General features: G+C 53.4%; 26 protein-coding genes and 1 tRNA gene. 1 reads left to right on the top strand and 26 read right to left on the bottom strand.

Annotated features, from left to right (window positions below):
- From tilS to ACKQTC_RS01425, 25 genes are all read right to left on the bottom strand, one after another.
- Positions 1 to 1,404 (bottom strand): tRNA lysidine(34) synthetase TilS, encoded by a 1,404-nt coding sequence (tilS, locus tag ACKQTC_RS01545; protein ID WP_408976679.1) that lies wholly within the window; start codon positions 1,402 to 1,404, stop codon positions 1 to 3.
- Positions 1,373 to 2,275: a Ppx/GppA phosphatase family protein gene (locus ACKQTC_RS01540; RefSeq protein ID WP_408976678.1), complete on the bottom strand. Its 903-nt coding sequence runs from the start codon at positions 2,273 to 2,275 to the stop codon at positions 1,373 to 1,375. The genes tilS and ACKQTC_RS01540 overlap by 32 nt, the downstream gene beginning before the upstream one ends.
- 56 nt (positions 2,276 to 2,331) lie before the next feature.
- Entirely contained in the window at positions 2,332 to 2,697 is a 366-nt protein-coding gene (locus tag ACKQTC_RS01535) for a S1 RNA-binding domain-containing protein (RefSeq protein ID WP_408976677.1), read from the bottom strand.
- A gap of 77 nt (positions 2,698 to 2,774) precedes the next feature.
- Positions 2,775 to 3,167 carry a septum formation initiator family protein gene (locus ACKQTC_RS01530; RefSeq protein WP_408976676.1) on the bottom strand — a complete coding sequence of 131 codons (393 nt, stop codon included), beginning with the start codon at positions 3,165 to 3,167 and terminating at the stop codon, positions 2,775 to 2,777.
- Between the two features lie 16 nt (positions 3,168 to 3,183).
- Positions 3,184 to 3,429, bottom strand: coding sequence for an RNA-binding S4 domain-containing protein (locus ACKQTC_RS01525; RefSeq protein ID WP_408976675.1), 246 nt, complete (start codon positions 3,427 to 3,429; stop codon positions 3,184 to 3,186).
- 72 nt (positions 3,430 to 3,501) lie between these two features.
- Positions 3,502 to 3,828 (bottom strand): HU family DNA-binding protein, encoded by a 327-nt coding sequence (locus ACKQTC_RS01520; RefSeq protein ID WP_408976674.1) that lies wholly within the window; start codon positions 3,826 to 3,828, stop codon positions 3,502 to 3,504.
- Between the two features lie 99 nt (positions 3,829 to 3,927).
- Complete coding sequence (locus ACKQTC_RS01515; RefSeq protein WP_408976673.1) at positions 3,928 to 5,517, bottom strand: putative polysaccharide biosynthesis protein; 1,590 nt, start codon at positions 5,515 to 5,517, stop codon at positions 3,928 to 3,930.
- A gap of 15 nt (positions 5,518 to 5,532) precedes the next feature.
- Entirely contained in the window at positions 5,533 to 6,816 is a 1,284-nt protein-coding gene (locus tag ACKQTC_RS01510; RefSeq protein WP_408976672.1) for an adenylosuccinate synthase, read from the bottom strand.
- Positions 6,817 to 6,935: 119 nt separating this feature from the next.
- Positions 6,936 to 7,229, bottom strand: coding sequence for a barstar family protein (locus tag ACKQTC_RS01505; protein ID WP_408976671.1), 294 nt, complete (start codon positions 7,227 to 7,229; stop codon positions 6,936 to 6,938).
- Entirely contained in the window at positions 7,226 to 7,717 is a 492-nt protein-coding gene (locus tag ACKQTC_RS01500; RefSeq protein ID WP_408976670.1) for a ribonuclease domain-containing protein, read from the bottom strand. Before ACKQTC_RS01500 ends, ACKQTC_RS01505 begins: the two co-directional genes overlap by 4 nt.
- Positions 7,714 to 8,649, bottom strand: a complete 936-nt coding sequence (locus ACKQTC_RS01495; protein WP_408976669.1) for an ATP-binding protein — start codon at positions 8,647 to 8,649, stop codon at positions 7,714 to 7,716. Before ACKQTC_RS01495 ends, ACKQTC_RS01500 begins: the two co-directional genes overlap by 4 nt.
- Position 8,650: 1 nt before the next feature.
- Positions 8,651 to 9,511: a DnaD domain-containing protein gene (locus ACKQTC_RS01490; RefSeq protein WP_408976668.1), complete on the bottom strand. Its 861-nt coding sequence runs from the start codon at positions 9,509 to 9,511 to the stop codon at positions 8,651 to 8,653.
- Positions 9,512 to 9,561: 50 nt separating this feature from the next.
- Complete coding sequence (locus ACKQTC_RS01485) at positions 9,562 to 10,371, bottom strand: Asp23/Gls24 family envelope stress response protein (RefSeq protein WP_408976667.1); 810 nt, start codon at positions 10,369 to 10,371, stop codon at positions 9,562 to 9,564.
- Between the two features lies 1 nt (position 10,372).
- Positions 10,373 to 11,074, bottom strand: a complete 702-nt coding sequence (gene sfsA, locus ACKQTC_RS01480) for a DNA/RNA nuclease SfsA (protein WP_408976666.1) — start codon at positions 11,072 to 11,074, stop codon at positions 10,373 to 10,375.
- Positions 11,075 to 11,207: 133 nt separating this feature from the next.
- Positions 11,208 to 12,005, bottom strand: a complete 798-nt coding sequence (locus ACKQTC_RS01475) for a septal ring lytic transglycosylase RlpA family protein (protein ID WP_408976665.1) — start codon at positions 12,003 to 12,005, stop codon at positions 11,208 to 11,210.
- A 333-nt stretch (positions 12,006 to 12,338) separates the two neighbouring features.
- Positions 12,339 to 12,722 (bottom strand): type II toxin-antitoxin system PemK/MazF family toxin, encoded by a 384-nt coding sequence (locus ACKQTC_RS01470; protein WP_408976664.1) that lies wholly within the window; start codon positions 12,720 to 12,722, stop codon positions 12,339 to 12,341.
- Positions 12,712 to 14,241: an NAD(P)H-hydrate dehydratase gene (locus tag ACKQTC_RS01465; RefSeq protein WP_408976663.1), complete on the bottom strand. Its 1,530-nt coding sequence runs from the start codon at positions 14,239 to 14,241 to the stop codon at positions 12,712 to 12,714. The genes ACKQTC_RS01470 and ACKQTC_RS01465 overlap by 11 nt, the downstream gene beginning before the upstream one ends.
- A 2-nt stretch (positions 14,242 to 14,243) precedes the next feature.
- Positions 14,244 to 14,609 carry a holo-ACP synthase gene (locus ACKQTC_RS01460; protein WP_408976662.1) on the bottom strand — a complete coding sequence of 122 codons (366 nt, stop codon included), beginning with the start codon at positions 14,607 to 14,609 and terminating at the stop codon, positions 14,244 to 14,246.
- A 1-nt stretch (position 14,610) separates the two neighbouring features.
- The gene (glmM, locus tag ACKQTC_RS01455; protein ID WP_408976661.1) at positions 14,611 to 15,954 is read right to left on the bottom strand and encodes a phosphoglucosamine mutase; all 1,344 of its coding nucleotides are present in this window, start codon (positions 15,952 to 15,954) and stop codon (positions 14,611 to 14,613) included.
- Positions 15,955 to 15,967: 13 nt separating this feature from the next.
- A complete protein-coding gene (locus ACKQTC_RS01450; protein ID WP_408976660.1) occupies positions 15,968 to 17,143 on the bottom strand; it encodes a CdaR family protein in 1,176 nt (391 codons plus the stop codon).
- Positions 17,140 to 17,961 carry a diadenylate cyclase CdaA gene (gene cdaA / locus ACKQTC_RS01445; protein WP_408976659.1) on the bottom strand — a complete coding sequence of 274 codons (822 nt, stop codon included), beginning with the start codon at positions 17,959 to 17,961 and terminating at the stop codon, positions 17,140 to 17,142. Before cdaA ends, ACKQTC_RS01450 begins: the two co-directional genes overlap by 4 nt.
- Positions 17,962 to 18,155: 194 nt before the next feature.
- Positions 18,156 to 19,361 carry an LUD domain-containing protein gene (locus ACKQTC_RS01440; RefSeq protein WP_408976658.1) on the bottom strand — a complete coding sequence of 402 codons (1,206 nt, stop codon included), beginning with the start codon at positions 19,359 to 19,361 and terminating at the stop codon, positions 18,156 to 18,158.
- Complete coding sequence (locus ACKQTC_RS01435; protein ID WP_408976657.1) at positions 19,354 to 20,337, bottom strand: (Fe-S)-binding protein; 984 nt, start codon at positions 20,335 to 20,337, stop codon at positions 19,354 to 19,356. The genes ACKQTC_RS01440 and ACKQTC_RS01435 overlap by 8 nt, the downstream gene beginning before the upstream one ends.
- 98 nt (positions 20,338 to 20,435) lie before the next feature.
- Positions 20,436 to 20,507 (bottom strand) — tRNA-Asn (locus tag ACKQTC_RS01430).
- Positions 20,508 to 20,680: 173 nt separating this feature from the next.
- Positions 20,681 to 21,559, bottom strand: coding sequence for a DMT family transporter (locus ACKQTC_RS01425; RefSeq protein ID WP_408976656.1), 879 nt, complete (start codon positions 21,557 to 21,559; stop codon positions 20,681 to 20,683).
- Between the two features lie 334 nt (positions 21,560 to 21,893).
- Between ACKQTC_RS01425 and ACKQTC_RS01420 the strand changes: the two genes are divergently transcribed.
- Positions 21,894 to 22,076, top strand: coding sequence for a hypothetical protein (locus ACKQTC_RS01420; RefSeq protein ID WP_408976655.1), 183 nt, complete (start codon positions 21,894 to 21,896; stop codon positions 22,074 to 22,076).
- Between the two features lie 183 nt (positions 22,077 to 22,259).
- Here the strand turns inward: ACKQTC_RS01420 and ACKQTC_RS01415 are convergent, their stop codons facing one another.
- Positions 22,260 to 23,114, bottom strand: coding sequence for an exodeoxyribonuclease III (locus ACKQTC_RS01415; RefSeq protein ID WP_408976654.1), 855 nt, complete (start codon positions 23,112 to 23,114; stop codon positions 22,260 to 22,262).
- Between the last annotated feature and the right edge of the window lie 295 nt (positions 23,115 to 23,409).

Here is a 23,409-nt window from a genome sequence, read left to right as displayed (position 1 = left end):
TTAATGATTGGTCACATCATTAAACTCGGCTCTTATATAAATACCCGTTTTCGCATGATTTCTTTCATTGAATAACGCTTCGTCACTTTTTGCCAATCCGGGTATCCACATCACTTGACCTGCTTGGTCACAAATCATAGGCCAGCGTGCACGCAAGCGGTGGGAAATGTGCTGGCTCTGGAAAACTTTTTTCAGCGCTTGATGGCCTAAGCCGGGGCGCCGGATCACATCACCGGCCTGTCGGGTACGGACCCACAGGGGCCTGTCATCAGGTAAAAAGAAGTCCCAGAGAGAAGGGGCTGCCGGTGCAGTCCGGCTGACCAGGAAAGAACCGGGCCAGGTCGGGAGCCTAAAGGACTCACCCGGCTGGGGCTGCCAAAGGCCTACCGGGCACCCCTTCTCTTGCTGCGTCGCATCACTTAAAACGATGTGGTTCTTTTCAATATACACCTTAATGCAGCCGCCGTCTATCGTTTTATCATTTTGTAGGGAATTTAAAACATCAATGACCGTATCCAGTTGGTAGGCGTTAAAGGTCCCCTCTCTATCGGTCAATTTTTGGCGGAGCCGGGCCAAGACAGCCTTTTGCACATAGGGGGGCTGGTCTTGTAAAAGGGGCCGGGGAAAGGCGATTTCTCCGGCAATGACCGGGCTGGCCTGATTCATGAGGGGGATCAGCATCTGGTCCTCGACCAGGTCTGTCAGTTCCTGCAGGTGCCTGGCCATCTGGTTCACATGGCGGACTGCAGCCGGATTAATCCCCTCCATGAGGGGAACCAGGTCTTGCCGGATCCGGTTTCGGGTATAGCCGGTGTCGGTATTGGTCTCATCAAGGGCAAAGACCAGACCCCGGGCTTGGCAGTAGGTCACCAGCTCATCTTTTCGGGCAAAAAGCAGGGGCCGGATGATAGGCCCCCGCTGGGTAGGCATGGCAGCCATGCCCCGGACGCCCGCACCGCGCATCATATTAAAGAGGATGGTTTCTGCCCGGTCATCGGCATGGTGGCCCAGGGCAACTTTCGACAGCCCCCAGCGGGCCATCACTTGTTGAAAGAGCTGGCGGCGGGCCTGGCGGCCGGCCGCTTCTTCACCGATTTTCTCTTTAGCGGCCAGCCGGCGGACTTGGCAGGTCCCATAAACGAGGGGGACCCTCTTCTGCCGGCAATAAGCAGTCACTGCCAGGGCCTCTGCCCCGGCCCCGGGCCGGAGCTGGTGGTTGAGGTGGGCAGCCATTAGGCTAATCGGCCGGTCTTCCCGCAGGCGGCAGAGCAGGTCGCAGAGGGCCATGGAGTCCGGCCCGCCGGACAGAGCGATGAGGATCCTGTCCCCATCTGCAATGAGCCCCTCTGCCTCTACAAAGGTCCGAAAGGCCTCATACATGACGCCCCTGCCCACTTTCTTCATATAAGTCACTTAAGAGGAGCCCCTGGAGGCTATCCTTGGTCGAGGCCAGGTAGCCCTCTAGGCCCAAGGCCTTACAGACTAGGTCTAAAATGAGCAGACCCGGTAAAATGGTATCCCGTCTTTCCGGGGCCAGGGTGGGGATGGCTGCCCGCTCTTCTGCGGTCATGCCGGCATAGGCGGCCATAAAGCGCAGCCAGTCCAGGCGCTTAATAGCCGCCTGGTGGATAGCCTGGCCATCATAGGCCGCCAGGCCCAGGACAATGCCAGCCAGGGTCGTTAGGGTACCGCCTACGCCGATACAGGTCCGGCCTTTGAGGTCAATCGTTTCCAGGTACCGGTCTAAGGCCACTACAAGGGCCTTGATTTCTTCCGGCCGGTCTTTTAAGACCAGGCAGCCATAAGGAAAGCTCTGCGACTGAAACCGCCCCTCATGATAGAAACTCAATTCTGTAGACCCACCGCCAATATCCAAAACGATGGCCTCTTCCCTGGAAACCGGCGCATCGGCAGTCGCCCCGGTGTAGCCGTAATAGCCTTCTTCAACTGGACTTAAAATCCGGACCGGCACCTGGACCAGGTCGGTCAGCCGGTCGGTCAACTGGCCTGCGTTCGGCGCTTGCCGGACTGCTGCTGTGGCGGTCACCAACAAGTGGCCGGGGCCTTGGGCTGCCGCCGGCAGCTTAGGATAGAGAGACTGGACCGCCGCCAGGGTCCGGTCGATGGCCGCCTCGGTTAACGTTCCATCGACCGCCCGCCCCTCTGCCAGGCGACTAAAAGCCAGGTATTCTTTTTCTTCACGCAGTTTACCACTGTCCAGCTCAGCTACAGCCAGCCGGACGCTATTGCTTCCAATATCAAAAACAGCCCGCATACTTGCCTCCTATGTAAAAACCACCTTTATCGCCAATGATAAAGGTGGTTTCAAAATTAATAGCGATTGCCGCTGCGACGTTTCGCATTCATGTTCTTGTTCAGGGATGCTAGTTTCTCATCGCTGTCTTTCATAAAGCGCGAGATTTTATCCTCGAAACTCAGTGACGGGCGTTGTGGTTTTTTCTTTTCTTTGGCTCGTTTGATGGATAGGCTAATTTTGCCCTTATCATCTGTACTGACAACAAATACTTTAACGACATCATCAACCTTAAGAAAATCATTCACATCTTTCACAAAGCTGTCTGCGACCTCGGAAATATGGACCAAACCAGTATCCCCGGTCTCCAGTTTTACAAATGCGCCAAAATTTGTGATACCCGTGACTGTTCCTTTAAGAATCTGCCCTTTAGCAATGGACATAGATGGTGCAAGCCTCCCCTTAAAATTAATATTATTTTCTTATTCATTATAGAGTTGCCACATAAAACTGTCAATAGTTAGCCGGTAGGCGTGGCGTCTTTCTGGGTAATCAGCACTTCCCCGGGCTTGACCATGCCCAATTCTTCCCGGGCCACTTCCTCTACCGCTTCATCGGTCTTCATGTATAAAACATCTTCTTTGATATTTTCCTGTTCCTGGAGGGCCTCAATCCTTGTTTGAATGAGTTGGTTCTCCTGGGCCTTCAGGTCTACAATCAAATAACACCCGGTCACAAAAGAAACGCTTAAGTAGAGCACCAGGAAGGCAAAGAAGACGTTTCGCCAACGCAACCGTTCAAAAGCACTCCTATAGGGCGTTTTTTCTTTTGGGCTAAAGAAAAACCGACGGAAAATATCCGTCACATGTCGATTAAATAAAGGGTTGGCTGGTCTTTTAGCCTGTTCGCTCACACCGGGCCCTCCTTCCCTATTGACGAATAATGCGATACAGCTGGTCTGCCTCATTGGCACGGACGGTTTCTTTTAAATCAAGGACTTCCGCCACCAGGGTCTTCTCACCGAAGCGGATGGTAATTTCATCACCGACGGCCACCTCCGTCCCGGCCTTGGCCACCCGGTCATTGACCGATACCTTGCCGGCTGTACAGACATCCTTGGCTACAGTCCGCCGCTTGATTAACCGTGACACCTTTAAGAATTTATCTAACCGCATGCTGCCGCCTTTCTTGACCATGCACTTATGTAAAAAAGACCTGCCAAGGCTTGACAGGTCCGTGAACTGCAATTATTTGCCAACAACCGCTTCTTTTAAAGATTTCCCAGCCTTGAATGCCGGAACCTTGGTTGCCGGAATAACAATCGGTTCTTTCGTTTGTGGGTTTTGCCCTTGACGTTCTTTGCGATCGCGCACTTCAAAAGTGCCGAACCCGACTAATTGTACTTTTTCACCATCAACTAAGGTTTCAGTAATGGCTTCAAATACAGCAGCAACTGATTTTTCTGCGTCTTTCTTAGTCAGACCCGATTTTTCAGCAACCTTAGCGACTAATTCAGATTTGTTCAAGTATAATCCCTCCCCAGATCGATTAGAAAAGTAAGAAGATGATTCCATAGCTTGCTTGCATTTTACCACATTATATAGGCAAATGAAAGCGTAAAAACAGTAAATATGTGAATTTCAAGCGGTTTTCAAGGTCCTGTTAGCTGAAGCTTACTGTTTTTGCCCCAATATTTTTTTTAGCTTGGGACCAATCTTGGGAATAGCCGCCAGGGTATCCAGGTCAATCCCCTTGATGGCGAAAAGAACCACAAAATAAGCCAGACCACCCAGCATAATGGCCAAGAGGGTTGCCCAGGAGGCTGAAATCCAGGTGGTCAGGAGGCCATAGGTCCCATAGCAGAGGAGACCCATGACAAGACTTGCCAGCAAGGGCTTAAGAAAGACCAGCTGGGGATCACACCAGCCCCAGCCAATAACCCCGGACAGGCGGACGACGTTGAGGACAGCAGCACAACCGAAGGCCAAGACCGTCGCTAAGGCCGCCCCGCTGGCGCCAAGGGCCGGATAGCCGGTCAGAACCCATGTCAGGGCAAACTTCAGCACCAGCCCCAGGAGCAGGTGGTACATAGGGATTAAAACCTTGCCCAGGCCCTGCAAAATGCTGGCTGAGCACTGGTAGAGGCCAACAACAAAGACCGTAAAGGCCAGGGCCGCTAAAACGCTGCCGGCCTCAGCATCATTATATAAGAGGGTGGAAATCCCGGTCGATAAAACAGCCAGCCCCATTGAGGCCGGCAGGACCAGGACCATGGTCAACCGCATCCCTTGGCGAACATTGTGGAAAAGGTCATCCTGGTCATGCCGGGCCAGGGCATCGGCAACTGCCGGCACCAGACTGGCCGAAATGGCTGTGGTCACGATAAAGGGCAGGTTGATAATCGGCATAGCGTAGTTGGACAGGTAGCCCAGCTGGGCAATGGCCTCGCTATGGCCCATCCCGGCAAACTCCAGCCGACGGGCCACCAGGGAGGAGTCGATAAAACTCGTCATCGGCAGCAAGAGGGCACCAATGGAAATCGGCACCGCATAATAGAGGAGCTGCTTTAAAACAGCCTGGTCCCTTGCCGGGTCACGGCCGGGAAAGGGCCCCTGGTCAGTCCGGTGCTTCCGTAAAAAGCGGACAAAAACAAGGGCTAGGAATAAGAAGCCGCAAACGCCCCCGACCATGGACCCAAAGCTGGCCCCGGCCACCACATATTCCACCGGCTTGTGCAGGAGTAAAAAGAGGGACAACAAGATGGTCCCGACTCTGAAAAACTGCTCTAAAATCTGAGAAATAGCTGTCGGCACCATATTCTGTCGGCCTTGAAAAAAGCCACGAAAGACAGCCATCAGGCAGCTGAAAAGCATGGCCGGCGCCAGGGCCCGTAAGGACCAGGCGGCCCGGGGTTCATTAAAGTAAACGGTGGCAATCCAGGGGGCAGCCAGGAAAAAGAGGACCGCCGCCGCCAGGCCCACACAGGCCAAAAGAATCAAGGCCACCCGGACAATCCGAAGACTTTCGCCTTTCTCAGCCCGTTCTTCACTCATGGCCACCAGTTTAGAAACCGCCAGGGGAATCCCGGCTGTTGATAGGGCAAAAATGATGGAGTAGATGGAGTAGCTCATACTGTAAATGCCGGCCCCTTCCGCCCCCACCATCCGGTTAAAGGGAACCCGGTAGGCGGCCGACAGGAATTTACCCAAGACACCGGCCAGGGTTAAAATCATCGCCCCACGAAAAAATGTTTTCTTTGCCATACTTATCCGTTTCGTTTAAAAAATAGCGTCGCGCACAATCGTTTCTTCACGACCGGGACCCACAGCTACAATTTTTACCGGAATCCCTGCCAGGGCTTCAATCCGGTTGACATAGTCTTGAGCAGCCTTGGGCAGGTCTTCGAAGCGGCGACAGGCCGAGGTATCTTCCTGCCAGCCCGGCAGGCTTTCATAGATGGGCTCAACCCGTTCCAGGTCATCCAGGGAGGCCGGGAAATGGTCAATGACCTGCCCGTCTAACTTATAGCCAGTTGCAATCTGGATGGTCTCACAGCTGTCCAGGACGTCCAGTTTCATCAGGGCCAGGGCGGTCATCCCGGATAAGCGGATGGCATAGTTGACCACTGCCATGTCCAGCCAGCCGCACCGGCGGGTTCGGCCGGTCACGGTCCCAAATTCATGGCCCCGTTCCTGTAAAAGCTGGCCCATGTCATCTTCCAGCTCAGTCGGAAAAGGACCGGCCCCAACCCGGGTCGTATAGGCCTTGACAATCCCCAGGACATTCTGAATCTGCCAGGGGGCCACGCCGGCACCGACAGCCGCCCCACCGGAAATGGGATTGGAAGAGGTGACATAGGGGTAGGTCCCATGGTCTAAGTCCAGGAGGGTCCCTTGGGCCCCTTCAAACATGACCTTCTTGCCGGCCGTTAAGGCTTCGTGTAAGAGCCAGGAAGTGTCACAGACCATGTCCTTCAAAAAGGCTGTGTCTTCGGTCATCTCCCGGAGGACTTCATCAACTTCAAAGGTTTTTTCCCCGTAAAGTTTGCTGAGCAGGTTATTTTTGATGGGCAGGACTTCTTCCAGCCGGCTTTTAAACCGGTCCGGGTCTAAAAGGTCTCCCATCCGCAAGCCAATCCGGGCACACTTATCCATATAGCAGGGGCCAATCCCATTCTTTGTGGTCCCGATTTTTAGGTTGCCCTTGGCCTTTTCTTCGCATTCATCCTGGAGGATGTGGTAGGGCATAATCAAGTGGCAGCGGTCGCTAATCCGCAGCCGAGAAACGTCTACATTCCGTTCTTTTAAATAATCTAACTCCCGGCGCAGGACGTGGATATCCACCACGACCCCGTTGCCAATGACACAGGTGGCGTTCCCGTTAATAATCCCGGAAGGAATGAGCCGCAACTTGAATTCCTCGCCATTTACGACCACTGTATGGCCGGCGTTATTGCCGCCCTGGTAGCGGACGACCAGGTCCGCTTCTTCCGCCAGGTAGTCCGTCACCTTACCCTTACCTTCATCGCCCCATTGAGAGCCTAATAATACCAATCCCGGCATACCTTCACCTCATTTATTTCATCAATAGCCATTCATTTTTTCTAAACATGCAAAAAACTCAAACAGCCTGATCACCGACCAGCTGTTTGAGTAGCGGTTTCCCGTTACACCTTATTCTATCAATTTTTACAGCCAGGGTCAATTGATGGCGGCATTTCATAGAATAAGCGGTTATTGGGGTTTTCCTGGACCAGGTCCCGAAAGAGGGCCAAGAGGGCATTGCCATAGGGGCCCAGGGCATCGACCATTTCATCGGCATGTAAGAAGACCAGGGCAAGCCCATCGCGTTCGCTGAGCTCATCCCAGAGGGCATCCAAGTTTTCGCCATAATGGGCCGATAGATTGAATTTGTTTTTGAGGTAATCATGGATAGTGTCCCGGTTCAACATGTCTCTGCCGTCAATAATAATCATGCCGGCCCCTCCTTTGTTACGTCTTCAAAATGGCGGTAGTGGTCTTGGGTATAGTAAATGTTTCCTTCGTTATCGTAAACCAGGCGCTCTGGCCCTCGCGGGCCACCATCATAGTTGACATCGCATTCCTTATAGCGCAAGCCTTCCCTGTCCGGCAGCTGTTTTTCCCTGTTAGCAAACCGGTCCCCGCCAATGGTGGCCATGGGACCAAGGTCCCGGAGGTTGCCCTTTTCAGGCACCCAGCCCTTCTCTCGGGCTTCCCGCTTGGTTAGGTAATTATCCGGCAAGTGGCCATAGACCCGTAGGTAGGCCACCACTGAAGGGGCATCTGTATAGGCCTGGTCTTCCTGGACGCTGACGACTTGGGCCTGCCGGCTTGCCGTTTCCGGCCCTTGTCCATCGGAGCTGCCCGGTATGGAGCAGGCACAGAGGAGCATAGCCAGGCACAAAATCAGGGCCAGGCTGATTTTTTTCACTTTCTTCGTCATACCATATCCACCTCACTTGACCCTTTTAGCCGGCGGATACTCCCCTTTCTTTCTAAAAAGAAAAATGTAGCCTTTTCAAAAATCCGGTCACTGAGCCGGGCCCCATAGCGGTCGGCAATTTCCTGGCCCTTGAGGTTGGTATTGATGAACCAGCTCCGCCGGCTGGCATTCCGGTCTTCAATGAGGTCGGTCAGCTGGGTAATGACAAATTCGCTGACCGACTCCCGGCCCAGGTCATCGATAACCAATAGGTCGCAGCTTTTGACCCGGTGCATCACTCGGCCGCTGCTGGCATCGTCATAGAGCTCATTGCGCAAATTTTCCATTAATTGATCGGCGCGAACATAGATAACGCTCAGGCCGCGGTCTAGGGCCGCCTGGGCCGTGGCCAGGGCCAGGTGGGTCTTCCCCCGGCCGATATCCGCCCGGAGGACGACATTACCCATGGGCACCCCCTGGGCCAGCTTACTGACGAAGGTCTTTAAGCGGTTGACCTTGTCGGCGGCATCGGTTTCCGGGGTGTAGAGACTGACGTCAAAGGTCTCAAAGCGCATATCCCTGGCATTGTCCGGCAGGCCGGCCTCCCGGTAGCGTCTGGCCCGCAGGTCTTTCTGCCGGCAGCGGCAGGGGTGGCCGTCCTTAGTCATCCCCCGGTCCTGGCAAATGGGGCAGTCCCAGTCGGGCTGGTAGACATCCGGGCTGATGCCATACTTGGCCAGGAGGGCCTCCTTTTCGGTCAGGATATTTTGATACCGCTGGTCCAGGCCCGGGACCAGGTCCGGGTCCTTAATGGCCTCCCGGACCAGTTTAGCCACCAGTTCTTTCTGCGCTTTATCTAAGGCAGCCAGGTCCGGGTGGGCTGCATGGAGCCTGGCCACCCGTTCATCCCGGGCCCACTGTTTTTCCAGTCGTTTATTATTGATTTCCGGCATATCATTCCTCCAAGCTATCGTAGTCCTCCGGGGCATGGTCGTCAAAATCACGGTTGCCGATCACCTTCCGCCGCCCCTTAATCCGTTCCTTGGCGGCTTTTTTATGACTTTTCCGTCGGTTGGCCACGTCCTGGGGGGTGGAAAGGCCTTCCGCCTGCCAATTGTCCAGGACCCGGTCGACATAACCGATGGAGGGATTATCCGCATTGATGGTTTCATCTGCGGCCAGGAGGATCATTTCATGGCTGAAATGCCAATCCCGCTGCCATTTTTGGTAGTAATTTTTTTGGGCCTCTGTCGGTTGGTTATACTTGCCCAGCCGCTGCAGGACCTCTTTGACCTTTTTAACCCCGTAATCCAACTGACTACAGAAGTCTTTTAATTCGGGAAGGGTCTTAACCCCGGCCTGGAAGGCCATCTGGCAAAAGCCCGCAAAGCTATAGTAGCGGCGCCGGTAATTCGCAGCGTAAAAGACAAAGGCCTGGTAGACAACTTCCTCGGGCCAACCGTATTTTTGTAGGACTTGTAAGAGGTCCCTTTTATCTTTTTCCGATAAGAACCGGCCACTTTCCTGCTCATACCGTTTGACCAGGCGGGCATAGACCGTTGGCAGGGGTTGAGGCTGGGGCTTTTGCTGGCTTTTACCCCCCTCGACCAGTTGCAGCATGGGTTCAAAGGAAATACTCTGCCCCTCCCGGGCCACCAGGCCCCGGGTTTCCAAGAGCTCACAGGCCCGGTTACCCTTGACATCTGCCGGTTTGACCTCGCCTTCCAAATATAATAGGTAGCAAAGGGCCCCCCATTCCTCTAAGGTCAGGTCCATCCCATCCAAATACGCCAATAAGCGGCGCGGAATGGCCACTGCCCCGCCTTGCAGGAACCAGTTTAATAATTGTGCCAGTGCCCTCACCCCTAGTCTTTATAAATACCGGTTATCCGGACGTCAATGGACCGTACCGTCAAGCCGGTGATATGCTCTACTGTCTGAATGGCCTCTTCCTGGAAGGCCTGGACGGCCAGCTGGATGGGCGTGCCAAAACGAACGGTTGCTTCGCATTGGATGGTGACCCCCAGGTCACTAATATTGACCCCTGTTTTAACCCCCTGGCCCAGGCGTTCATGCTGCTTGGCCAGGTGGTTGACCAGTTGAATGACCACTTGCTCGGAAATACTGACCTGGCCAAACTGAGAAAAGCGGGGCCGGACGATGGATTTTTCACTGGGCTGGTCCTTGCCCTTCTTCCGCTTAAAGAGGTCTTTAAAGGGACGGATCCAGATGCCCGGAAAATTTTGCCGGACCTCAACAGCCGGCAAGGGGATGACATGCTTCCCCTCTTGGCGCATTTGTTGGGCCAGCTGGATTTCTTCCGGGCTGACCACATTATGAATAAAAATAATCTGCTTTAAGGGGGGAAGGTTGAGGGACTGCCCGACCCGGTCTATCATATGCTCACTGGTCCCCAGAAGCAGGAGCTTTTTAGGATTTTCCTTCTGCAGGGTTTCCCGCATGTCGGCTGCAGCCTTGGGGTCTAAGAAAATAGCCGTTTTAACAGCCGCAACCAGGGTCGGCTCAGCCTTGGCTGACTGGCCGGCAATTTTCTTTCCCCGATGAATGAGTAGGCCATCATCGATGATGTACTCGATATCATATTGTTGGGCCACTTCCATTGCGTGGTGACTCTTGCCGGTACCACTCGGACCGATTAATGCATACACGTCCATATCAACTTCGCCCCCAATCAATCGGTAAAAAACCTTCGAAAAAGGCTTCCCGGTCTGTAAACCGAGACTTCATCGCTATAATATCCAGGCCGGCTTCACGGGCCTGGGCCATGGCATCTGCCAATAAGGGGTCATTGGCCCGGTTAAAGGCCAGGTCCTTGACCGCCTGCCCCATGGTGACCAGTAGGATAACACACCGGTAACCGGCCTGGCTGAGCTTGATAAGGGTTTCCACATGGTGGCGCCCCCTTTCCGTTGGGGCATCCGGAAAGAAGGCCGTATCCCCGATTTTATAATTCGCCGATTTGACCTCCAGGACGGTAGGCCTACCGGGGGCCTCCCTGAAAAAGTCAAAGCGCTGGCTGCCTATTTTAAACTCAGGCCGCCAGTCACCAGCCAGTAGATAGTCCTTTAAGAGACCTTCCTGGAGCCAACTGGCAATCAGGTAATTGGCGTATACCGCCCGCAAGCAGACCCAGGCCCCTGCCTGATCAATGAGAAAAAGGTCGTATTTGGTTTTCCGGGCAGGGTTCGTTGCCCGGGCTATTTTCACCGGACAGCCGGGAATTAAAAGTTCCCGCATCCGGCCTGTATTGGCCAGGTGGGCATCGGCCAGGCTTCCGTCCGGTAACTCGACTTCAGCAATGAAACGGTTGCGCCGGTTGATAAAAACAGCATCTTCTAATATAGGTAACTTAATCATGGCCCCTCCTTCCATCTATTATACTTAAATTTCTTTTCAATTACCACGCCAATAGGCCAAATCTAAGATGGATACAAAAATCCCCCAACAAGAGACCACAAGGGCCAGCTGCTGGGGGATAAAAAGACTTGACTTAGCCGATAATTTCAAGATTGACCGGAGCAACGCCACTGGAAATCATGCCTAACTGCTGGGCAGCAGCCATAGACAGGTCAATGACCCGGCCGGGGGCAAAGGGGCCCCGGTCTGTAATCCGGACGACAACAGACGTACCATTGTTTAAATTGGTCACTTTGACCCGGGTGCCGAAGGGCAGGGTCTTGTGGGCGGCAGTTAAATCATACATGTTAAAGCGCTCACCGCTGGCGGTGTAGTTGCCGTGTAAGGCTGCGCCATACCAGGTAGCCTGGCCGGATTCATAATAGGTGGTTTTAGGGGCTTGGACCACCGGTTCAACGGGCTTGGGTTCAGCAATATAACCCTCTAAGTAACGCAGGCCAACCTGGCCGTTTTCAGAAGAGGGAGTAATGGCAATGGCCCCGCTTTGACGGTTGACACTGACGGCAGCCTGGTCAATGACGTCCATCAGGAAGTGCAGGGGTACCATGAGGGACCCGTTGATGTTGTCATAGCCAAAAACCCGGTCGCCGGAGCTTAAGGTCTTACTTTCAGGGTTCACAATCAGCTGGTAGCTTTGGTCGCCGGTGGAAAGGACTAACTTGGTCCGGACTTCATCAGCGACCCACTTGACCTGAATGCCTGCCAATTCAAGGACAGACCGGACCGGGTAATAGGTCAGGTCACCAGACTTTTGCACCTGGTCAACCTTATCCCAGACGAAGGGTTGGGCTGCTTGAGCAGTCCCGGCATTGGTCAATAAAAAGGCCCCCATTGCCAAACCGGCAATGATGGACTGAATGGTTTTTTTCATAATTGGTACTTCCTCCTTGTAAAAACTAATCCGCTTGGCATTTTACGGGAAGTTCACCGTCTTGGCAAGGTCGGAGCCGAAAAAGACAAATGCCCTTTTTTTGAGCGGGCAGGCCCCTAATGGGGTCGAGGGCGGAGGACAAAAAAAGAGCGCAACCAAGGTCTTTTTCAGACATCTGGTTACGCTTTCACTTTTTTATAAAAGGGGGCTGGCCACCCGCCAAGGACGGGCCCAGCACATCGTTTTGTTTAATGCTTGGCATAAAATAAACTTAGGCGATACAAAAAGGTTACAAATCCGACTTTTTCATAACTAGCCGGCAAAAGTGACAATTTATTTACTCCCGCACAAGCCCAGGCTGATTTTCAAGGCCCGGTCCACCCGGTCTAAGAGGTCCCGGTCGATATGGCATACCTTCTTATGTAAACGACTCTTATCAATGGTCCGAATTTGTTCGGCCAGAATAATGCTGCCGGCCTCGAAGGACTTATCTTCCTGAGAAATCGGAATATGGGTGGGGATATGACCATGTTCGCTTTTGGTGGTAATCGGCAAGATAATGGTCGTGGGGCTGTGATAGTTGCCAACGTCATTTTGCACAATCAGCACCGGCCGAAAGCCATTTTGCTCACAACCGACAACCGGGCTCAAGTCCGCATAGTAGACATCGCCCCGTGTCAAGACCCGCTTATGTTTTTGACATGTTTCATTTCCCACGACGCAACTCCTTGGCAATTTCCTGAATTAAATCGCCGGCCAGGGTACTGTCTTCCCCGTAGATATCTGCACAATTTCGACCACACTGGCCATGGAGGGCAACAGCTGTGGTCGCTGCTTCAAAGGGGCTCAAGCCCTGGCCAATGAGGGCGGTAATCATCCCTGCCAGGACATCGCCTGCACCGGCTGTCGCTAGGGCCGGCGAATTAATGCTATTGACAGCTGCCCGGCCATCTGCTGCTGCGACGACGGTCTGAAAGCCTTTAAGGACCAGGGTCACTCGGTATTTTTCCGCAAAGGCCCGGGCCGCTTCAAGCCGGGAGACTTTGGGATCATGACTCTCGCCACATAAGCGCTTAAATTCTCCCGGATGGGGGGTTAAGATCAGCTCTCTCGAGGCCTCCTTCAACCCGTCAAGGCCCAGGCGGGCCAAAAGGGTCAGCCCATCGGCATCAAGGACCAGGGGTTGGTCTCCATGGTCCAGCAGGTAGCGCAAGGTCTCTTCCTTGGCCTCATCCAGACCAAGGCCCGGCCCCAGGCAAAGGACATTGGCCCGGGCCAGGAGCCAGTCCAGAGCCGAAGGGCTGGGCCACTGGACTGGCCGGACCATGGCTTCGGGCATCACCGTCGATACGGCGTGAAAGATCCGCTTATCGGCTAGAACGCTCACCAAGCCGGCACCGGTCCGGAGGGCGGCTTGGGCGGTCAGGACCGCAGCCCCACTCATACCGACAGACCCGGCAATGATACCGACGTGGCCAAACTGGTGCTTGTAGCAGTCAGCCGGTCGTTTATCCTTCTTCACTTTTGCGTCAGCAGCAGTGAGGAGGCTGGTTTTAACGGCCAGGGAATCTGCCACTTCCGACGGTATGCCGATATCCAGGACCTGGACCCGGCCACAGACGTCAGGCCCCCGACCGGCATAAAAACCGACCTTGGGCAGGGTCAGGGCCAGGGTATCCGTACACTCAAGAACCGCCCCCTCCACTTGGCCATTGTCGGCATTGAGCCCGCTGGGACAGTCGATGGCCACAACCGGCAGGTCCCGTTCATTGGCAATGTCAATGATTTCCGTCACCAGGGCTGATAGGGGCCGGTCCAACCCTACACCGAAGAGGGCGTCAATGAGGAGGTCACAGTGGTTTAAGTTGGCCTTCAGGAGGCGGAGCTGGCCTTCTCTATGAATATCAAAAACCCGGATGGACAGGTGGTCGATGATCTCCCGGTTGACCCCATGGTCAATACTCGTCTTCTGATCGCTGCTTTCATTAACTATGTATACGGCGACTTTAGCGCCTTTTAAGTGGAGCATTCTTGCCACGGCCAACCCATCGCCACCATTGTTGCCCGGGCCGCATAAGACAATAATCCGGCGGTCCATCAGGTCTTCATAAGTCTCAAATAGGGCCTCCGTAATGCTGCGCGCTGCATTTTCCATTAGGATGAGAGATGGAAAGCGCCACTGGTCAATGGCCCGCGCATCAATTTCTTTCATCTCCTGTCGATTGACTAAATACAAGCTTATCCCTCCAGTATGACTACCGCCGTTGCATAGTCCCTTTCATGGCTCAGGCTTACATGCCAGGTCTCGGCACCCAGGTTGTGGGCAATCTTTGTCGCCCTTTCACTCAGCCGGAGGACCGGCCGACCGGCCTGGTCCCGGTCGATGACCAGGTCATGCCAGCTCAGGGGCCCTATACCGGTGCCCAGGGCCTTTAGGCCGGCTTCCTTGGCCGCAAACCGGGCAGCCAGTCGTTCCGCCGACTGACCAACATAGGTCACTTCCTCCGGGGTGCAAATCCGGTCACACAAAGACCCATGGCGCGCCCACACTTGGCGGATCCGCGCCACAGAACAAATATCTGTCCCCAGTCCAATAATCGCCATATCAGCCAATCGCTTTCTCAATGGTCTGGGCGATATCCTGGGCCAGGCGGTCAATGGTCGCCTTATCCTTCCCTTCAACCATCACCCGGAGAACCGGTTCCGTCCCGGAGGCCCGGACCAGGATCCGACCTTCATCGCCCATGCTATCCTCTGCCTGACGGATAGCCCCTTGAATACTGGCCTCTGTTTCCCAGCCCTGCTTATCTCTTACCTGGACGTTAATCAGGGTTTGGGGGAGTTTTTCCATGGAGGCGGCCAAATCCTTCAGACTCTTCTCTTCTCTAGCCATAATGTTTAAGAGCATAATGGCCGAGAGGAGCCCATCCCCGGTGCTGTTAATTTTTCTAAAAATAATATGCCCGGACTGCTCGCCCCCGATGACCCCATCATGGGCCATCAGGGCTTCATTGACATACCGGTCCCCGACCTTGGTTTCCACCAGCTCAATGCCCGCTGCCTGCATAGCCAGCTTTAAGCCCAGATTGCTCATAACCGTCACCACCAAAAGGTTGGGTTCCAGGGCCCCCCGTCGGTGAAAATCATGGGCGTAAATAGACATCAATTGGTCCCCATCCACCAGGTCTCCATCTGCTGTGACGGCTAAAAACCGGTCGGCATCGCCGTCAAAGGCCAGGCCAATATCAGCCCCCTGGCTTTTCACTGCTGCGATGAGCCCTTCTGTATGGGTTGACCCACACTGGTGATTTATATTCCGGCCATCGGGTTCATGGCCAATCATGATGGTTTCCAGCCCCAGACTGGTGAATAAGTGGTCGGCAATAGGGCTGGCAGACCCATTGGCACAGTCAACGACAGCCTTGAGTGAAAGGGCCTCAAAGCTGGCCTGGCCTAAAAGAAAGGCCTCATAGCGATGGATGGCCTCCCGGTCATCGATGACAGTCCCCAGGTCCTCTACAGGCGCATAGCCAATAGGCTCTTGGCTTTTTACCAGGGCCTCGATTTCATCTTCAACGGCATCACTGAGCTTAAGACCGTCCTGGTTGAAAAACTTAATCCCATTGTCCCAGTAAGGGTTGTGGGAGGCGGAAATAACAACCCCAGCCACAGCCCCTTTTTCACGGACCAGCCAGGCCACAGCCGGGGTAGGAATGAGCCCACAGGTCACGACATCAATCCCGGTCGAAGTCAGCCCGGCGGTTAAAGCGGCTTCCAACATTTGGCCGGACAGGCGGCTATCCCGGCCGATAACGATTTTCTTATGGGTTTCAGCAGCGTCCTTTGCTAGGACCCTGCCAGCCGCTTGGCCCAGCCGGAAAGCCAACTCCGGCGTCAGCACTTCGCCAACTTTTCCCCGCACGCCATCTGTTCCAAATAATCTGCTCATATTGGTCTCCTAATTATGTGATCGTTAAAGTTAATCGCTGGGGACTTATTTCCTCCACCGGCGATCCATCATCGCTATATACATGGACGTCTACAACATGTTTGCCGACCCCCAGGCCGGTCGCGTCGACAGAGGCCTGTAGGTGCGTGGTATTACTTTTAGGGACCAGCTGCACCTGGACGGTTGTCTGGTCCAGGCGGCCAGTGAGGCCCGGACTGAGCTGACTGATCTCAACGGGGACCTCCTTTTGACTGACAGTCCCCTCTCGTGAGGCAAAAATCAGGCTCACCCGGATATTATCCGGTTCAATAACGGTAATCCCTTCCGGGATGTTTAAGCCCACGCTGACCTGCTGGTCTTTCTGCATCCCGGAAATATCGATGGGGTTGGTCGCCACTTGGTCAATATCCGCCAGCCGGCTGGCAGCCCCCTTAATAGTAACGGTTTCAGGTGCGGCCAGGGCCGACTTGAGCACATAGCCCTCTCCGGCAGTGCCGCTAATTGTGGCCACCACCGGGACGGCCTTTTTTTCTACAGCATCATCCAGGCTGATAACCAAGCGTACGGTATTGGGCTTGACTTCCACCCCCGGTAAATTAAGGGCTTGCCCATTCCGGTCTAAGAGGATAACCGGGCAATCCAGGCTGGTGGACTCATAGAGGTCCGCCAGGTTCACCTGGACCACCGCCTTGCTCACCTGTTTGGTCAGCCAGGGATCACCGGCAATAAAAACCTCCCGGGGCTGGGCCTGGTACTTCTTCACCTTGCCGCCATTGGGCAGCTGGCCGGTTTCCAGGACCTGAACAGGTAGGCGTTTTCCATCCAGCCGCTCAGCGGTCACGACAATTTCCCGGGGCGACACCTTGGTCACCTGAACATGACTGGGCGACTTGACCATCACCGGGACGGTATTATCCCCCACCTTCACCTTGCTCAGGTTCACTGAAGCGGTAAAGTCACCGGCGGTTAGACTATCAAACTGGTTGGACCGGGCCCGAACGGTAATGGATACCTGCTTGGTCGGGCTGTTCACAGCCATTTCCCCATCTAAGTGTTCGTAAGTGACCGGCACCTGAAAGAACCGGGTTTCAAAGGGATTTTTTTCAATTCCGACATAAAACCAAAGTAAAATAGCCAGGGCCAGGGCAATGACCTTGAGGCCCGGATTTTTTATTTCCAGCTTTTTCATTGAAACACCTTCCATTTCTTCCAAAACGGAACTTGGGCTTCATGCTGAATGAGCATTTCCTGTAGAAAATGGTTGGTCTCCTTAAAGGACATATCGTAAGTCAGCTTGCCATCGCAGGCAATAGAAATACTCCCTGTTTCTTCAGAAACAATACAAACCACGGCATCGCTCACTTCAGATAGGCCAATCCCTGCCCGGTGACGGGTCCCCAGGGCCTTGGAAATATTCCGATTGTCTGAAAGCGGCAGGTAGCAGCTAGCCGCCACTATCCGGTCACCATCAATAATCACCGCCCCATCGTGGAGGGGGGTGTTGACGACAAAGATATTATTGAGTAAGGCGGTCGACACCAGGGCATCCAACTGGATGCCGGTCGCTGTATATTCTTCTAACCGACTTTCTCGCGCTAAAACGATTAAAACCCCGGTCCGGGTACTGGAAGCTGCATGTAAGCAGCCCATAATCCGGTCAATCCGCCGGAGAACAGCCTCTTCCTCCTCATTGACCCGTCGCCTGCGCCAGACCTTCCCCTTCCCAAGCTTTTCCAGGGCCCGCCGGAGTTCCGGGGCAAAAATAACCGGAATGGCCACAATGAGCATCCGTTGCACCTGGACCAAGACCCAATTAATGGTTGAAAGGCCGATGAGTTCACTAACGGCACTGAAGGCAATCAGGACGAGGATCCCCTTAGCCAGCTGCTCTGCCCGTGTACCGGTTATCATTTCTATGATTTTATAAATAACAAAGGCGATAATCAGGATATCCAGAATATTAATCGGATAAACAATCGCCGGTAAACCTTCCCAAAAGCTTTGCATAGCCAAACCTTTCTGTAAAATATGAGGATGGTGAACTTAATTCGCTTACTCTAGTGTACAACAATTAGCTCTTTTTTTCATCCGTAAAAACCCCTCGTTGGCCAGTTCCGCTAAAATTCTTTCTTTCACATGTAAGGGACTGACATAAATAAAAAACCCGGGCCTCCAGCTAATGCCAAAGGTCCAGGCCAATCTTATTCATACTTCTTCATGACGTCTTCCCGTAGTTGTGCTGTCATCGAAGGCACGTCAATTTTCATGGGGCAGCGCTCAATGCAGCGGCCACAGCGGAGGCAATTGTAAAGAACCGGTGCCGCTTCTTCCTTGTCTTTTTCGACAAAGGCGGTCCAAATCCCCCCAATGCCACCCATGTAGGTGTGGCCAAAGTGGCCTGCAGTCAGGGCAAAGACCGGGCACTCATACATACAGCCACCACAACGGAGGCAGAGGGCCGCTTCTTTATAGCGGGGGTCGGCAATCATATCCGACCGACCATTATCCACAAAGATAACGTGGAATTCTCTAGGCCCGTGGGCACCGTAGGTGGTCACTTTTTCAATATCCCCGGTTTTGCTGGGCCCACTGATGACATTTAAGTAACCCGGCGCGCCATACTGGCCAAAGCGCCAGTTGACTTCGCAAACCTTCATGGCATCGATAAAGGATGGGACCAATTTCTCAATGCCCACAACGGCAATATGGATTGGGGGCACCCCGGTACATAGGCGAACATTACCTTCATTCTCAATGATCGCAATCTGCCCGGTTTCAGCAGCGACTGCATTGGCCCCGGAAATACCGACATCGGCGGTAAAGTATTTTTCCCGCAGGAACTCCCGGACAGCCGCCACCTCTTCAGCGACTTCAGGGGCAATTTCCCGGCCAAAGAACTTGGAAAAGACTTCAGCCACCTGCTCCCGGGGCATATGAATGGCCGGGGACAGGATATGCATAGGCCGTTCATCATTGAGCTGTAAAATAAACTCACCCAGGTCCGTTTCCCAGACGTCATGGCCCAGGGCGGCTAATTCCTGACGCAAGTGGATTTCTTCACCGAGCATGCTCTTCCCTTTGACAATCTCCCGGCGGGGCCCGATAATCTCATGGATTTTCTGGATGCATTCAGCCCCGTCTTTGGCAAAGTAGGCCTGGCCGTGATTGCGGCGGATGGCCTCCATGGCCTCTTCCATAAGGGGCTGCCAATTATCCAGGGCCTTCAGCTTAATGGCCTTGACCTCCTCGGCCATTTCCAGGGTATGCGGGTAGCGGTCCAGGGCCTCGGTCACATTTTTTCTATAGGATGCGACGGCCCGGCCTAAGGCCTTTTGAATATTTTCATCATTAGAGGCCCGATTAATGTCTGCTGCATAATTGGCCATTTCTTTTTTCATATTAGACATCTCCATACCCCCTTGCGACAAGCTCGACAAAGTCTTCTATCTCGATAATGGGCTGACGGGTCTTGAGGGTCAGGGCCGACAGGCAATAGGGGCAACTCACAATGGCCCGGTTAGCACCGGTAGCAGCCAGTTCCTCCACCCGGCCGACGCCTAACTTGTGAGATAAGTCCGGATAGGTCATCTTAATGGGCCCGCCGCAACAGGTCGTCCAAGCCCCATGACGGTCCGGCTCAACATAGCGAACCCCCATGGCATCTAAAATCTCTCGGAATTCCTGGCTGACGCCCAGTTCTCTGGCCATTCGACAGGAATCATGGATGGTGTAAACATCTGCCGTTTCATACTTGGGCAGCTGGTCCCGCTTAGCCCAAACCAGTTCCGGAAAGGTCTTAACCTCCAGCTTGGGAAAGTCCTTGTAGTGGGGATAGACCAGCTTGAACATTTCTGCTGCATGGGGCGACAGGCAGACAACCGTCTTGGCCCGGGTCCCCTTCAGGAAACGGCCCAACTCCTTACTATAGGCCCCTAAGGCCTCGTCAAAGCCCATCTCATGCAAGAGGGCCCCGCTGTAAATTTCATGCTCACCATCATAGGCCAGGTCATAGCCCAGACGTAATAAAATCTTGGCGGCCTTCCGGTTGATGCTGAAATACCGGTCCTTATCCTGGGCGAAAACAGAGGCAAAGATTTTCTCCGGCGCTGGCCCAATCTTGTGGACCAAATCCCGCATGGTCATCATCCAGGAAAAGAAAGCGCTCCCGGGTGGCACCAGGCCCATGACCGTCATCAGGGAATCCATAAAGGGGAGCAGCTGGTATTCACCGCCGGTATAAAAGAGCAGGTCACCGCTTGCCGGTAAGTCTAAATCCTTAGCCCATTCAGCGTTTTCTTTTGCAGAAACCGCCAAGGGGCTCTTATATTCTAAGATATTGTCCCGTACCAAGCTCATGGTTTCTGGCAAGGTATTTTTTGACATCCTCGACACCTCCATGCCATCTATTATAAAAAACAAAGATACATCTGACCAGTCATATCGTGGCATAAAAAAAGACTTTGGACAAAATCCAAAGTCAGCTCCCCGAGCTGGGCTCGAACCAGCAACCCTTCGGTTAACAGCCGAATGCTCTACCATTGAGCTATCGAGGAATATATAGACAACAAGTGCCTGAAGCACTGGCTGCCTATATAAAATAACACGCCTATGACCAATTGTCAACTTTTTTTTTACTTTTACAGACAGTCCAGGTCAAAACCGTCAGATGCCTGAACAAGCAGGACCGGCCTTTCTTGCCACTCCCCCTTCTAGCCTCCGCCTCTTGCTATCCTTCCCCGGCCTGCTGCCGATTGCCAAGGACCTCAGCCACAAAGGCCCCTGCCAAAATAAAAATGGCGCCGGGTATTTGCAGGGAGACCAACTTTTCACCAAGCAGCCAAGCCGATAGAAAGAGGGCCGTCAGTGGCTCCAAATACCCCAGGATGGCGACCGATTGTGCCGGCAAGTGAGTTAAGGCAGAGAAAAAGAACAAGCAGGCCAGGCCGGTGCTGAAAAAGCCCAAGACCAGCAAAAAAGGCCAGTCCGACCGACTGATAACAAAGTCAAAGCCACCGGTAAAGGCCATAAAGGTTGCCACCGTCACCAGGCCGGCAGAAAGCTGGACCTGGGTATTGTCCAAACCGGATAAATCTTGTGCCTGCTTATTGGTCACCACCATGACCGCATAGGTGACCGCTGACCCTAAGCCACACAAGACCCCTAGCCACTCACCATGAAAGCTGATTTCTGTCCCATTGATCATACATACCCCGATAAACACCGCCGCAAAGGCCCCAACCTTTAGTCGGGTTAATTTTTCCTGAAATACCAGCGGCGATATGGCCATCACGATGACCGGGCCACAGGCATAGAGGAGCGAAGCCACCCCAACCCCTACCCGGTCAAAGGCCTCATACAGGAATAGCCAGCTAATCCCCATGGCCAGCCCGGATACGAGGACAAAGGCAAGGTCCCGCGGATAGCGAAAAAGCGCTCGCCCCTGCCGGCGCACCAGCATGACGCCAAGTAAAAACAAGGACCCTAAAAGCAAGCGAAAAAAGACAATGGTTGTACTGGTCTGGTCAATATAACTGGCGATAATCCCATTACAGCCAAAGGTGACCACCGATAGCAAGTACAGGACATAGGCTCTGGATAAAGGCATCTGCTTCCCTCCTATAAGACATGTATTAGGACTACCTTACCATAAAGACTTCTCTCCTGAAAGCCTTTATGGTATATTAGCTTAAAATCCACTGATAAGGAGAAGCCACCATGCTCACTCTGCTCTATGTTATAGCCGTGTCCCTGACCCTGCTCACGCTCATACTCGTCGGCCTTCTCTTTTATAAGTATCCACCCCAAGAAATAAATAACATTTATGGTTACCGGACCGCCCGATCAAAAAATCCACAGAAGCCTGGGCCTTCGCCCAGGTCCATGCAGTCAAGGCCCTCATCCGCTATGGCCTCATCGCCTTTGCCCTTAGCCTCCTGGTCATGCCGGCCCTGACCTTAGGACCGATCGGCCTAACGGAAGGACAAGGTACTACGGCCATTGTGGTCATTACCCTCGCTCAAGCCTTAGGCCTCCTCCCCCTCTATATCCTGGGCACTGAGAGAGCCCTCAAGGATAATTTCGATGAAGAGGACCGGATGCGTTCGCCCAATATAAAGGATTAAAGTGGTTATATCCCTGGAAGATAGTATCCACAAGTCATCTGCCCCTTATCATAAAAAAGGCCCTTATCACTTGGCTTTTCTTGACCAAATGACAAGGGCCTTTGTATTACATGCTACAAGAGGGGCAATTTGCTAAAAATAGAGATTTGGCGACTGGGCCAGGCCATCCCTTTCTTTTAAGCCTTATGCAGGCGCATCAATCTCTAGAAGAATAGGAGCATGGTCCTGCCGGTCACCGGAAGAAACCATTTCAGATGAGATCACTCGGTCCTTTAACCGGTCACTCACCAGGAAGTAGTCAATTCTCCAGCCGGAGTTGTTGATTTTGCTGGTTTTGACCCGTTGGGCCCACCAGGTATAGGCTCCTGTCACATCCCCATGGAGATAGCGGAAGGAGTCCACAAACCCCTTATCTAAAAGGGCCGTAAAGCCTGCCCGCTCTTCATCGGTAAAGCCCGGCGACCGGCGGTTGGCTTCCGGATGTGCCAGGTCAATTTCCTTATGGGCCACATTAAAGTCACCGGTGGCAATGACCGGCTTATCCTGGTCTAAGCCGGAGAGGTAGCCTGCATACTGCTGATCCCATACCTGCCGGTCAGCTAAGCGAACCAGACCATTCCCGGCATTTGGGGTATAGACCTGGTTAAAATAAAAGGTATCAAATTCCAGGGTAATGAGCCGGCCTTCCTGGTCCATCGGCGCCGGCGCCCCAATGGCCGGATAAGAAATCCTCGGGCTAAGGTCCTTTTTATAGAGGACCATATTCCCCGCATAACCCTTCCGAGCCGGGTCCCGAGAGCTGGTCCAGGCATAGGTATAAGCCGGAAAAAGACTTCCCAGGGCCGCCTCATGCTTAGCTGTCGGTCCATTGGCTGATAGCTTTGTTTCCTGAATAGCAATAATATCCGCATCGGCCTGCCGAATGGTTTCGAGCACCAACCGGGACAAGTCTGACCGCGCCGAAGTCCCCGTTAAAGCCGCATTGAGCGAGTCAATATTCCAAGAGATAAACCGCATTTCATCACATCTTTCTATCATAATACTATGGTAAAGGGCTAGATAAAGCCTACAACTTCATTCGCCTGGTAACTAATTATATAACCATTGTTCTTATTATCAAACAAGCTGATTGACAGTCTGAAAACGTCCAGCAGTTAGCTGCCTTATAACCGGCAACGACCGCCTGTCAGTGTGCGAGGCAATAGAGCAGTAAACCGGAGGGGTTAAGATAGGGCTATCGGTTCTCCAGGAGTATTGGAATAAGATAGGCCCTTGCTCCTCATGCGCCCATTCCCTGCCTTCCTACAAGAGCAAAAATAGGTCGACGCTCGGC

Source organism: Peptococcus simiae, from assembly GCF_046097595.1.
GTDB lineage: Bacteria > Bacillota > Peptococcia > Peptococcales > Peptococcaceae > Peptococcus > Peptococcus simiae.
The sequence above is the reverse complement of the archived record's forward strand: the minus strand, read 5'-3'. Positions and strand labels throughout refer to the sequence as shown.